Here is a 13,180-nt window from a genome sequence, read left to right as displayed (position 1 = left end):
CAAGGAGGTTCTCAGAAACCCGGTTTTTTCAAAAAACCGGGTTTCTTGGCCTTGGAAAGGGGTATATGTTGACCCAGGGGGTGTTGGGTTTCGCTATGCTGCACCCAACCTACACCAACTACACCAACCTACTTTGGCTAAGATGTAGATAAAAAACCGGGTTTCTCAGGGATAGGAAAGTTTATGAATATTAAATTAGCTCTGGGTAGGTTGGGTGGAGTGCAACGGAACCCAACAGCGGGTATATGTTTCCCACAGGGTGTTGGGTTCCCCCAAGGAGGTTCTCAGAAACCCGGTTTTTTCAAAAAACCGGGTTTCTTGGCCTTGGAAAGGGGTATATGTTGACCCAGGGGGTGTTGGGTTTCGCTATGCTGCACCCAACCTACACCAACTACACCAACCCAGGGGGTGTTGGGTTTCGCTATGCTGCACCCAACCTACACCAACCTACACCAACCTACTTTGGCTAAGATGTAGATAAAAAACCGGGTTTCTCAGGGATAGGAGAGTTTATGAATATTAAATTAGTGGAATCTTTAGCCCTAGTGGTTCAATCGCTTTCCCCAGAAGAGCGATCGCTTTTAGAGGAGAAGCTGAAAGCACGCCAGCAGGAAACCTCAGCGGCGGGGAAAGATCGTCCTTTTTATGAAACGGCGACTCCAGAAGAAAGGGCGAAAGCGTTTCGGGAATGGGCAGCGAGTCACCCGCGCAACCAGCCCTCTTTATCCGATGAAGCGATTAGCCGAGAAAGCATTTATGGAGAAAGGGGTTAATGTCATTTTTGATTGATACTAATATTCTGTTGCGGAGTGCAGACGCTAATCATTCCATGTACGCCGATGCAGTAACAGCGACAAATATTCTGCTTGCACAAGGGGGAGATGTTTGTATCATTCCCCAAAATTTAATCGAGTTTTGGAATGTTTACACCCGCCCTGTAGATAAGAATGGTTTAGGACATACCCCAACGGAAGCGGCTGCTGAAGTCAATCGATTAAAAGGGCTTTTTTTGCTATTACCGGATAGGTTAGCCATTTATTCGGAGTGGGAAAGGTTGGTGCTGACTTATGGGGTGAGGGGAGTTAATGTCCATGATGCGCGGTTGGTGGCAGCAATGCTGATACATGGATTGACTCATATTCTGACTTTTAATATCAGGGATTTTGCCCGCTATGGGGAAGTGATGGCAGTGCATCCGATGGATGTGCGATCGTAAATTTTGGGCAGCAAAAGAAAGGGGGTTTAGGGCGATCGCTTTGGTATCTTACAGCCTGTTCAGAAATCATATTATCACCTCTCCAAGTCCCTCTCCCTTTGTGGGAGAGGGATTTAGGGCGATCGCTTTGGTATCTTACAGCCTGTTCAGAAATCATATTATCACCTCTCCAAGTCCCTCTCCCTTTGTGGGAGCCAGATTTAGGGCGATCGCTTTGGTATCTTACAGCCTGTTCAGAAATCATATTATCACCTCTCCAAGTCCCTCTCCCTTTGTGGGAGCCAGATTTAGGGCGATCGCTTTGGTATCTTACAGCCTGTTCAGAAATCATATTATCACCTCTCCAAGTCCCTCTCCCTTTGTGGGAGCCAGATTTAGGGCGATCGCTTTGGTATCTTACAGCCTGTTCAGAAATCATATTATCACCTCTCCAAGTCCCTCTCCCTTTGTGGGAGCCAGATTTAGGGCGATCGCTTTGGTATCTTACAGCCTGTTCAGAAATCATATTATCACCTCTCCAAGTCCCTCTCCCTTTGTGGGAGAGGGATTTAGGGTGAGGGGCAATGTATTAAGCGACTGGTAAACAAGCTGTACCTAAGATGTAGATAAGATACCCGGTTTCTCAGAGTTGATTAACCTTTTCTCCAGCGGACGATCGCCCGATTTGATTCACCAATCCACAGGACGAGGGAGGTTCCGCCTATAATCCATAACCAGTCTGTCAGACACAGGGGAACAGTTCGGAAAATGCTGCCGCCAAATTGAACAATCAGAATTTGTCCGATGAAAATGACTCCGGCGATCGCCAAAAAACTAGGATTTTGCCAGAGTTGGGATAAGACCGAATCCTTGGAACCGAAGCATTTGGCATTAAATAAATTCCAGAATTGCAGCATCACAAAACTGGTGAAAAATAGTGAGAGTTCATAGGCTGTTACCTGATGATCAGATTGGATATACAGTAGAAAACCGACCAGAATCACTAAAAATACTGCCCCCACAGTAAAGATTGACGACGACATGGCTGGGGAGATAATAAAGTCTTCCGGGTTTCTGGGTGGTACTTCCATCACCCTTTCGGTCGGGGGTTCTGTGGCTAAGGCGAGGGCGGCGAAGGTATCCATAATTAGGTTTACCCACAAAAGCTGAATTACGGTAAAGGGTAGGTTAATGCCGATAAAAGGTCCTAACAGCGCAATAATGCAGGCGACCACATTAATTGTGAGTTGAAACAAGATGAATTTTTGGATGTTTTGATAGAGCGATCGCCCCCATAAAACTGCCTGTTTGACACTCCGAAAAGAGTCATCTAACAGGATAATATCGCTGGCTTCTTTGGCCACAAAAGTGCCGCTACCCATGGCTAAACCGACTTGGGCTTGATTGAGAGCCGCCGCATCATTGGTTCCGTCTCCGGTAACGGCTACCACCTCTCCTTGAGCCTGTAATAGCTGGACGATGCGCTGTTTATCTTGAGGACGAGCGCGACCTATTACCCGCACTTTTTTGAGGGTTTTGCTGGCGAGTTCATCATCCATGTCTCGGAGTTGGCTTCCGGTAATATAAGCCTCGCTGGTGTCGTTTTCATCGATAATCCCAATTTGACTACCAATTTGGGCGGCGGTTAGCAGACTATCGCCGGTAATCATTTTAATATCAATTCCGGCTTGGCGACATTGGCGGACGGCTTCGGTAACTTCTGGACGTACCGGATCGGCGATCGCCACAAATCCTAACCATACTACATCTTGGCGATCGTCTACATTCAAATCATCCCCTTCGAGTTGGGGTTGAGGGATATAAGCAAATCCCAGGGTTCGCATTCCTCCCGCATCGCAGTTTTTTAACTCCTGAGAAATCAATCTTCTGGTTTCTGGGGTGAGGGTAATTACGCCCTTTTCCGACAAATAGGAGGAACAATGACCTAGGACAATATCGGGAGCGCCTTTGATGTGCATTATCTCCTGATTATTGATAGCTGATATTCCCAGGGTCGCCATATATTTGCGATCGGGGGTAAAAGCTAGTTGTTGTTTAATCTCAAACCTATTGCGTTCGGAGAGATAATCAATCTGATTTTGTTCTAACCATAACAACAGCGCCGCCTCCGTGGGATTCCCGATCGCCTTAGATTTTTGGTTCTCATGTTGTTCTAAGTTGGCGGTACTGTTGGCGGCTATGGCTTCGGTTAATAAATCACTGGGAATATCGTGGCTGAAACTGGGGAAATTTATCTCTTGTACCTGCATTTTATTCATGGTTAAAGTTCCGGTTTTATCAGAACAAATAACCGTAGCCGCGCCAATGGTTTCGCAGGCGTGCATCCTTCGCACGAGGTTATTTTGTTTGGTCATTTTCCTCATGCTATAGGCGAGGCTGAGGGTGACACTTAGCGCCAGACCTTCCGGGACAGCGACCACAATCACCGCCACCGCAATCATAAAGTAGGTGACAAACTCAGTGGCGGCTGATGCGGGAATCCAATCACTAACATTATCGGGAATAAAATTGCCTCCATAACCGATCGCAATTCCCACCCCAAAAACTAACAAACCTATTAAAGTTGATTTCACCCAGCCAATGGCGTGATCATCTTCTAACCATTCTGGCACAGTCGCCTCATAACCTGAGATTTCTAAACCATCATAAACAATGGGTAACCATACCCTAACTAGGGTAATGATTAAACTGGTAGCAGCTAGGGCGACTATATACCACTGTCCTAGACTCAGGTTAAGGTTTCCGGTGAGGATACCGCGCACCACTAAGGCTATATCAATTAAAACGGCAATGGCTAACCCTAGGACTCCAATTAAGCGACTGAGGCGGTCTAATTGCTGTTTTAGGGGGGTGTCTATATTGGTGATTTCGCACACTAATTGCGCGGTTTGACCGATTTCTGTACTATCGCCAACAGCGGTCACTTCAAAGGTGCCATGACCGTCTGTAACTACTGTTCCTCGTAATAAGCGATCGGGAGGATAGGCGCTATCTGGAAGTTCGCCACTGGCTTCTAATTGTGATGTTCCTAACTTTTTGACGGCTTCCGATTCTCCGGTTAAGCTGGCTTCATTTACCCGCAGCGAAACCGATTCAATTAATTGACCATCGGCGGGGATTTCGTCCCCCAATTCGATGATCACAATATCACCGACTACTATATCTTTTTTGGGAATGGTGGTAAAACTATGATCTCGGATTACTTTGATGGGGACTTCATCATTCATCCGGTTGAGAATATCAAATTCTTGATTGGCTTTATACTCGTTTAAGAAAGCTAGGGTAGTGGCTAAGGCGATCGCTACAATAATACCAATTCCTTCTACATAATTGCCATTAACTATTCCTAAACTAATGGCGATCGCCGCCGCCATAATCAAAATCCGAATCACCGGATCATCAAACTTTCCCAAAAATTGCCGCCAAGCTGCTTCCCTTGGTGGGGGAGTCATGATATTACTTCCGTGAGTTTGGCGACTTGTCTCTACCTCTGGGGGAGTTAATCCTTTTAAGTGATGGATGTCTTGGCGCTGGTCCTGGGTTATGGTCATCGGCGAGGCTCCTATATTAGCATCTATACTGATAAAAATCAGATTGTGTTATTCTAAAATAAGCGTGTTATATTGGCATCAGCCTAGTCAAATATCGGCTTATGTCTTCCGCTTGGCACAAATGGGAACCCGATTAAATTGCGATCGTCTGTGAACTTCATCAGCTAAAATACTTAACTGATTACATATATTGACTCCGGCTTCAATTTTAACTATACCACTTTCCCCTCAGATTGGGGAACCATTTTCCCGGATTTTTAGTCTCAACCAGCCTGACCCACCGCGACAAAATCCACTCATTTTAACATAAATTAGTGAGACTTCGCAACTAGCCGCCTCCCTATCATTAAATGTATTCAAAATAAAGCATATTACTGTGTAAATATCTCCTCAACAATGCCGTTGGGGGTTCCCATCATGTATGGTATATTATCTACTTTGATTTTCTCGGAAGTATGACCTCAATTGACCCTAACCCGCAGCCTAAAAATCTGAATAATGAGTTGGCGAAAGAACGCAACCGCGCCGCTTCGGAACGGACTTTAATGGCGTGGATTCGTACCTGTTTATCACTGATAGGCTTTGGCTTTGGTATTGACCAAATTGTGACGGTTATCTACGAAGAAACGGGGGATAATTACGTCAACCCTCTGCGTCTGTCTCGCTTCCTCGGTCTTTCGTTTATCGCCTTGGGAACTCTAGCACTAATAGCGGCTTCGATTGACCATCGCCAAGAACTAAAACGCATCTGTAGAGATGATTATTTATACACTCCTAGAATATCTCAAGCGCTGACTGTGGCTGTGATTTTGGCGATTTTAGGGGTGGTGGCATTCTTGGGAATTATGCTGGGTTCATAACCACTCTTTACCCTGAATTTGTGCTGATATAACTAAGGGCGAAGCCTGTGCATTTGTAGTTAGTTGGTTAACCACAACACTACAAATGCCGGCAGATTACAGATGTGTGGAACTTTAGGCTAGGCTGTACAGTAAACGCGGCACAATTTGAGCCACAAACTGAAGCAGGAAAATGGCAATAATGGGGGACAAGTCAATGCCACCCAAGGGGGGAATAAATGAACGGAAAATATTAAGATAAGGGTCAGTTAGTTGGCTAATAACCGATAAAGGACCATCGTATAAATTCACATTGGGGAACCAACTCAGCAGGATTCTAATAAAAATTAGAACCATGTAAATGTTCAGGAATTGTGCAACTGTATTAGCAAGTAGAAACAATGGTGAACTCATGCAATATCTCCGATAACTGGGAAATGGCTTATGGTGAGACCTCAAGGGTCTGGGAATAGTCAACTACCTAAAGTCTGGGCGGGTTCGACGGTTTCCCTGAGAGTGATTTAGTATGATTGACTTTTAACTGGGGTTTATGAAAGAGTAAACTCTAGCAGCTAATTATATCATACTTTGGGCGCTAGTTGATGCTAAATATCTTCGGCTGAGGGTGAGTCGTGAACCTCAGCAGAGATAGTCCCATTCACTCCCCCAAGTTGATGGCGTACATCATCGATCGCCTGATTGAGTTGAGAAATTTTGTCTTCTAGGTTCAAACGCGCTGTTTCCACATTTTCGGGGGTTAGGCGATCGCCTTTATTGCGGTTGCGCTTATTGTCTCCTAGGGAATTAGAGCTTTCGGAGTTATCCGCAGATAGTCGCGAGGAGAGGACAACCCCCAACACACCACCCACGATACCCCCTAAAGTAGCCCCTAATATCAGTCCGCTGGTAAAGCCTTCTCGATTAGCCATAGTTTTAGATTCACCTCATCATCAAAAATTCAAGTTCCAAAAGTGCGATCGCCCGCATCTCCCAACCCCGGAACAATAAAACCTCGCTCATCGAGACCCTGATCAATAATAGCCGTATAAACTTGTAGACTAGGATACTCTTGGCTAAGGGACTGTAAGGCTTGGGGGGCGGCTATCACGGAGATAATTCGCATCAACCCCGGATCAATACCGCGCTTGGTCAGTTCAGCCATAGTCGCCATAATGGTTCCCCCAGTAGCCAGCATCGGTTCACTAACGATTAACCGGGTTTGAGGGTCAAAGCTATCAGGAAGTTTATTGAGATAGCAACTCACCTGTAGGGTTTCCTCATCGCGGACCATTCCCAGGTGATACACCGACGTTAACGGCACCACGCTTTGGATACCTTCCATAAGGGCTAATCCCGCCCGCAGAATGGGTATAACCACCATCGGCGCTTCTGGGTTGATATAAGTAGCTGGACATTCACACAGGGGAGTTTGTACCGTAGTTTCCACCGTGGTGAACCAATCGCGAGTCGCTTCGTAGGTTAGCCACCGTCCCAGTTCCGTCATAGCGCTGCGGAATAGGGCCGGCGGAGTTGAGACATCACGGGCGATCGCCAACCAATGCTTAATTAGGGGATGGGGGGGGACGTAAACGCGCAGTTGCAGAGTCATTAGGGGGATAGTCAACCAAATTCGGCTTTTCCCTTCCATCATACTCCCCCAGCTACCCAGTCAGACTACCCCCGCATAGTTTTAAGAAATGTTACAAACTTATTGACAATTATTTTTAACAAGTCTAAAGTAGATTCTCAGTGTTCTCCTCTCAAATCAAAGGATCGGCAGACGGGGGCGGTTGATGAAAAAACCGTTCCCGCATTTCTTGTGAAAATGGCTGTGGGAGAGGCATTATCATGATTTTGCCCCCAGAAATGTCGCTTGTGAACGTTATACAAGCATGGTGAGGCGTTACACTGTAGAGTCAGGAAATTCTGGAAGAGAGTTGATCCGATGCCTGTTATTACCCACCAGTCCTTTGCTGATGAACCCCGACCGACTCAAAACTTTGATGTAATTGTCATCGGTTCCGGTATTGGAGGCTTAGTCACTGCCACCCAACTGGCAGCCAAAGGCGCGAATGTACTTGTCCTAGAAAGTTACATCATCCCCGGTGGTAGTTCTGGTTACTTTGAGCGAGAGGGATATCGATTTGATGTCGGAGCATCAATGATTTTTGGATTTGGTGACCAAGGCACAACTAACCTGCTCACCCGGGCTCTAGAAGCTGTTAACGTCAAATTAGAAACTATCCCCGACCCAGTTCAAATTCACTACCACCTACCTGGGGAACTCCAAGTTAGGGTTCACCGAGATTATGAGAAATTTTTGCAAGAACTAGGGGAAAAGTTCCCCGACGAACGAGACGGAATTCGTAAGTTTTATGACGAATGTTGGCAGGTGTTTAACTGCTTGAACGCCATGGAACTCCTGTCCCTGGAGGAACCCCGTTATCTGATGCGGGTTTTCTTCCAAAACCCAGGCGCTTGTCTGGGACTGGTCCAATACCTACCCAAAAATGTGGGCGAAGTCGCTAAACGACACATCAGCAACCCGGAATTACTCAAATTTATTGATATTGAGTGTTACTGCTGGTCTGTGGTTCCCGCTGACTTAACTCCCATGATTAACGCTGGGATGGTCTTTTCTGACCGCCACTACGGTGGGATCAACTACCCCAAGGGGGGAGTAGGTCAAATCGCCCAAAAACTGGCTGAAGGCTTACAGAAAGCCGGAGGAACGATTAAATACAAAGCCAGGGTGAAACAGATTTTAATTGAAAATGGGCAAGCTGTGGGGGTCGAACTCACTAACGGTACAGTTTACCGCGCTCGCCGTATAGTTTCCAATGCTACCCGCTGGGATACCTTTGGGAAACTAATCCCTGAAACAATGATGCCGCCTTCTGAGCGAAAATGGCGCAAACGCTATCAGAAATCGCCGAGTTTTCTCAGCTTACATTTGGGGGTAGAAGCCTCGGTTTTAACACCAGAAACCGACTGTCACCACATCATAGTTCAAGATTGGCAAAAAATGGAGGAGCCAGAAGGGACGATTTTTGTCTCGATTCCGACCCTCCTTGACCAGGATTTGGCCCCGCAAGGCTATCATATCATCCATGCTTTTACCCCGAGTTGGATTGATAATTGGGAAGATTTACCACCCACAGAATATGAACAAAAAAAAGAGGAGGCAGCCTGGGGAATTGTAGACCGTCTCGAAAAGATTTTTCCCGGTTTAGATGCGGGTTTGGATTATATGGAAGTGGGAACAGCGCGATCGCACCGTCGTTTTCTTAACCGGGATGACGGAACCTATGGACCTATTCCTAGCCGCCAACTGCGGGGACTCCTAGGAATGCCTTTTAACCGCACTGCTATTCCCGGTCTGTATTGTGTCGGAGATAGCACCTTTCCTGGTCAGGGATTAAATGCTGTCGCCTTTTCTGGGTTCGCCTGTGCCCACCGCATTGCCGTAGATTTAAAGTTAGGCTAAAACCCCAATTTAATTCGATAATTTAGTGGGAGGAAATCGCTCCCCTCCCCTATTTTCACCTGCTGATATTACTAAAAATTCCAAATTTATGCAAGTCTGTATTGTTACGGGTGGCAACTCCGGTGTCGGGTTAATGACATCCGTGGGTTTGGCTAAATTAGGCTATCATGTCTTTATTGCTTGTCGTTCCCACAGCAAAGCCACCAAAGCCATTGCTTATATCTCTCAAAAAACTGGCAACCCTAACATCGAATATTTGCCCTTAAATCTGGCTTCTCTGGAGTCAGTTCGTCAATGTGTTGAACTGTTTTTAGCCAAAAACTTACCCCTAAATATTTTAATCAATAACGCCGGAATATTCAACGGTCACGGTGTCACCCCAGAAGGATTTGAGTTGATTTGGGGAACTAACTATTTGGGACATTTTTTGCTGACTTACTTACTCTGGGATAAATTACAAGAATCTGCCCCTAGTCGAGTGGTTATGGTATCTTCAGATCTCGCCTTAAAACCCACGACAATTAAATGGGATCTATTTGTAAAATCTACCCCCTTCAACTTTATCGAATTATATAATCAATCTAAACTCTGTTTATTACTGTTAACCAGACAACTTTATCAACAATCAAGCCATGTCACTGTTAATGCTGTGCATCCCGGTTTTGTCCAATCTAATATTACCATCGGTCATCGTTTGAGTAAGTTTTTTGGTATCGGAATTAGCCCCAAAAAAGGCTGTTATAGTAGCTTATTCTGTGCTACTTCTCCCGACTGTGAATTAATCACAGGTAAGTTTTTTGACCCTAAAGGGAAGGAAATTCCTTTGCCTCCCTTGGCTTTAAATAATCAGTTATGTCAACAATTGTGGGAACAAAGTTTAGACTGGACTGGTGGTAATAAACCTGTGGGAACCCAGATAATTAATTATGATGGTACTGATGAAGTTTGGGGACCCTATAGCTTAAATTTAACCCCGGAGGAAATCGCTACAATTCGCCAACATATTTTTAAGGAAGTCTTACCTAAGCCACCGATTAAAGTTTTATTGATATCGGCACTAACTGCCTTATTTAAACTACAATTTGGCTCAATTATGTTGCTGTTCGTGCAATGTTATAAACGACAGTTTTACATGGAAAGACATTTAGATTCCCCGCAATTATTGCAGTTGTGTAAAGATGAAAACTTGTTGGCGATTATCAGAAAACATTTAGGGGATAATCTGCGGCTATGGCGTTCGGAATTATGGGTTAATTATCCCTCCCGTCAATTAATCCCATTTTGGCATAGAGATATTTACCCAAAATTATTGTCTGGGGAAGGCAAAACTATTAATATCTATATTGCTTTAACAGAAGTGACCGCCAGAAATGGCTTTGAATATATCCCCAAAACTGAGGCAGAAAATTGTCCCCGGCAAATTACTGACCCTTTCAGCGGTAATCATTTCTACAAGGTTCCTAATTCCGTGAAAAACCAAGTGATTCCGGTGGTTTTGCAGGCGGGAGAATTTGTTTTATTTACTGACCAAGTTATCCATCGTTCGGTTTACAATAGCAGTGGGAAGGTGCGTCTGTCTTTGACTTTAAGAGTTGCCCAAGATACTGTCAAAATTTTGCCGGGATATAGCCCAATTTATGATCAGCCACTATCTTTGTCTAATTAAGGCGATCGCTCTGGGTCTGGTTACGAATCCTATATTAATTGGCTTTTTTCCACCCACTTCCCATAATTCCGAGCAAGCCAGAGATAGTTCCAGCCCCACGCCAGATGGACAGTAAAGCCCTGTTCACGGCATATTGACCCTGTAACAAAGCGATCGGAATAGATACTAAGCCAATCATAATTAAAACACATCCTTTGAGAAAACGGATACCTTGAAGATAAAGAGAAGGATACAACTCTCTTTCAAATAAGCTTCTCGAGCTCCATCCCCAGTAACTTCGCTCTAACAACCACATCAAACTCATTCGAGATTCAGGAATCCGCTCACGCACAATGGCTTCATCAGCCCACACTATTTTTGCCCCTTGCTTATAAAGTCGCATAAATAAATGTGTGTCCTCTGAACCTTGCATGGCCAAACGTTCATCAAAAACTGTTTCTAGTTGCTTTACAAGTTGGCTGCGAACCAAAACATTACCTGTATAAGCAACATCCATAACCGATCCAGTTGGATAGCGCCTCGGCTCTAAAAATTGACCTTTTTCAATCCAATCAGGTACGTCAACACTATTCTCAAAGTAAGGGATAACTGGTCCTGTTACCACATCTGCTTCATATTTTTCCTGAACAATTAAAAGATTTTCTAACCAGTTTTCATCAGCCATCTCATCATCATCAATAATAGCAATAAAATCTGCCAGATCAGATGAGTTGATAATCGTTCGGTTACGAGCATAAGAAACTCCCGTTTGAGTTTCGATATCATAGCGTAAAGGGTACTTAAAACTAGGAGCGACTTCATCAATAATAATTTGGGCAGAACCCGAAGCATCATTATCAACAATGACAATCTCTATTTCGGGTTCATTAATTTGATGAAAAGTGAGCTTTTCTAAACTGTTTAGCAATCTCTTTAAATCATCCGATCGCTTATAGGTGGCTACGCAAATTGATATAAACATATTTTTACCTCATTAAAACTCGAGTCTAATTACTTGAACCATCAAAGTTTAACATTAAATTGGGAGGGAATCAATTAAATGAGATGAAATCTTATTTAATTAATGATTGATTCTTGGTTTTTTATTGATAATTTTAACCATCAAACAAAAATCAAAATCATTAATGTTGATAGTATTGATTAATCGTTCTCAATAAGACCATCTCCATTTGATCAATCATAACTTTAGGACTAAAATTATCCAGTACATGATCACGACAACGCTGGTCAAGTTCCGGGTCATCATCTCGCCAATTAGCAACCTGGTTAAGAACTTCTGCTAATTGTTCAGGAGAACCAGGTTCAACCAGATAACGGCTTAATTCACCTGTCATCATTTCAGGTATTCCCGCGACTCTACTACCGACAACAGGCGTACCAGTTGATAAAGATTCTAAAACCACCCTCGGACAAGGATCAGGCCAAATACTAGGAACAATCGTAACATCACTAACCCGATCAAGATCCGGTGTATTGGGAACATGACCCATAAACTGGACTAATTCTTTAATCCCTAGTTCATCCACCATATCTTTTAAAAATTTAAGATAGTTAATACGCGCTTCTGGTGAATCTTTTTTAGGTTCCAAAATAACATTTCCAGCAATTAATAAACAAATATCTGGTTGATGATTGGCCAGTAATGCAAAGGCTTTAATCAGGACTTCTATTCCTTTATTAGGGTTGAGTCTCCCCAGACACGAAAAAACTCGCCTGTTTCCTAAGATCTTGAAATCACGACGGAGGGATAATTGCTGATGATTATCAACGGAGTGGGGACTAAATTTTGGCGGGTCAATACCATTATAAACCACATCAATTTTCTGATGATCAATACCACAAAAATCAACCCATCTGTCTTTAGTTGCTTGAGAAACAGCTATAAATTTATCCACCCCTGACAATCCGGGTCGCCACTTGAATCTCAAAGAGTTTCCTGGTAGTTGCAAATAAGAGAGTAAAGGAATTTTTTTGATAGTTGATAAGCCATAGCCCCAAAATACAGAACTAAACTCATTAGACAAAATCATGGAATCTAAAGTTGTTTTGATTGGAGAAATATCATTAAAAAAATCCACAGCAAATTTGACCATATCAAGGGGATTTTTGCGGTTAGCTTGGTAGCGTTTGACCGGAATTAAATCTTGGCAGAATTGGCCATAGGTTTGTAGGAGGTCTCCTTCTTTGGTGTAAACCAAACTAACCTGATGTCCACGATTAGCCAGGCTTTGACAAATTTCCAGTAGATTTAACTCTTGACCGCCAAGAGTTGATGAGGGTTCATTTTCTAAAGCAATTAAGTGCATAGATGATGATTTTAAAGTCATTTTTTGATATACCAAATATGTGGTAGTTAACTAATACAGTTTATTGGAAAAAATTGACTGAATATAAACGATGAATTTACTTTTAGTCTGAGTC

General features: G+C 43.8%; 12 protein-coding genes. 6 read left to right on the top strand and 6 right to left on the bottom strand.

Going from position 1 to position 13,180, the window contains the following annotated elements; genetic code table 11:
• Positions 1-512 precede the first annotated feature (512 nt).
• The 3 genes from HFV01_RS18285 to HFV01_RS18275 are packed head-to-tail and all read left to right on the top strand — an operon-like array spanning position 513 to position 1,799.
• Positions 513-773 carry a hypothetical protein gene (locus HFV01_RS18285; RefSeq protein ID WP_006620625.1) on the top strand — a complete coding sequence of 87 codons (261 nt, stop codon included), beginning with the start codon at positions 513-515 and terminating at the stop codon, positions 771-773.
• On the top strand, positions 773-1,216 hold the full coding sequence (locus HFV01_RS18280; RefSeq protein WP_006620624.1) for a type II toxin-antitoxin system VapC family toxin: 444 nt from the start codon (positions 773-775) through the stop codon (positions 1,214-1,216). Before HFV01_RS18285 ends, HFV01_RS18280 begins: the two co-directional genes overlap by 1 nt.
• Positions 1,203-1,799 carry a hypothetical protein gene (locus HFV01_RS18275; protein WP_193520261.1) on the top strand — a complete coding sequence of 199 codons (597 nt, stop codon included), beginning with the start codon at positions 1,203-1,205 and terminating at the stop codon, positions 1,797-1,799. Before HFV01_RS18280 ends, HFV01_RS18275 begins: the two co-directional genes overlap by 14 nt.
• Positions 1,800-1,848: 49 nt before the next feature.
• Here HFV01_RS18275 and HFV01_RS18270 read toward each other — a convergent pair whose 3' ends face one another.
• Positions 1,849-4,767 carry a calcium-translocating P-type ATPase, PMCA-type gene (locus HFV01_RS18270; protein WP_006620622.1) on the bottom strand — a complete coding sequence of 973 codons (2,919 nt, stop codon included), beginning with the start codon at positions 4,765-4,767 and terminating at the stop codon, positions 1,849-1,851.
• A 455-nt stretch (positions 4,768-5,222) separates the two neighbouring features.
• On the opposite strand from HFV01_RS18270, the gene HFV01_RS18265 reads away from it, so the two are divergent.
• Entirely contained in the window at positions 5,223-5,627 is a 405-nt protein-coding gene (locus tag HFV01_RS18265; RefSeq protein ID WP_193520260.1) for a YidH family protein, read from the top strand.
• A gap of 114 nt (positions 5,628-5,741) precedes the next feature.
• Here the strand turns inward: HFV01_RS18265 and HFV01_RS18260 are convergent, their stop codons facing one another.
• The 3 genes from HFV01_RS18260 to upp form a co-directional block, all read right to left on the bottom strand.
• A complete protein-coding gene (locus HFV01_RS18260) occupies positions 5,742-6,020 on the bottom strand; it encodes a YggT family protein (RefSeq protein ID WP_006669458.1) in 279 nt (92 codons plus the stop codon).
• Positions 6,021-6,211: 191 nt separating this feature from the next.
• Positions 6,212-6,535, bottom strand: a complete 324-nt coding sequence (locus HFV01_RS18255; RefSeq protein ID WP_006620618.1) for a ssl2009 family thylakoid membrane protein — start codon at positions 6,533-6,535, stop codon at positions 6,212-6,214.
• A 29-nt stretch (positions 6,536-6,564) separates the two neighbouring features.
• Positions 6,565-7,215: a uracil phosphoribosyltransferase gene (upp, locus tag HFV01_RS18250; protein WP_035759746.1), complete on the bottom strand. Its 651-nt coding sequence runs from the start codon at positions 7,213-7,215 to the stop codon at positions 6,565-6,567.
• Between the two features lie 336 nt (positions 7,216-7,551).
• On the opposite strand from upp, the gene crtH reads away from it, so the two are divergent.
• Together crtH and HFV01_RS18240 are read left to right on the top strand one after the other, a co-directional pair.
• Entirely contained in the window at positions 7,552-9,093 is a 1,542-nt protein-coding gene (gene crtH, locus HFV01_RS18245) for a carotenoid isomerase (RefSeq protein WP_006620615.1), read from the top strand.
• Positions 9,094-9,181: 88 nt separating this feature from the next.
• Complete coding sequence (locus tag HFV01_RS18240) at positions 9,182-10,759, top strand: SDR family NAD(P)-dependent oxidoreductase (protein WP_006669460.1); 1,578 nt, start codon at positions 9,182-9,184, stop codon at positions 10,757-10,759.
• Positions 10,760-10,793: 34 nt separating this feature from the next.
• Here the strand turns inward: HFV01_RS18240 and HFV01_RS18235 are convergent, their stop codons facing one another.
• Together HFV01_RS18235 and HFV01_RS18230 are read right to left on the bottom strand one after the other, a co-directional pair.
• Complete coding sequence (locus HFV01_RS18235) at positions 10,794-11,720, bottom strand: glycosyltransferase family 2 protein (protein ID WP_006620612.1); 927 nt, start codon at positions 11,718-11,720, stop codon at positions 10,794-10,796.
• A 160-nt stretch (positions 11,721-11,880) separates the two neighbouring features.
• Entirely contained in the window at positions 11,881-13,086 is a 1,206-nt protein-coding gene (locus HFV01_RS18230; RefSeq protein WP_006620611.1) for a glycosyltransferase family 4 protein, read from the bottom strand.
• Positions 13,087-13,180: the final 94 nt, after the last annotated feature.

Origin of the sequence: Limnospira fusiformis SAG 85.79 (genome assembly GCF_012516315.1) — a bacterium.
Taxonomy (GTDB): domain Bacteria; phylum Cyanobacteriota; class Cyanobacteriia; order Cyanobacteriales; family Microcoleaceae; genus Limnospira; species Limnospira fusiformis.
The sequence above is the reverse complement of the archived record's forward strand: the minus strand, read 5'-3'. Positions and strand labels throughout refer to the sequence as shown.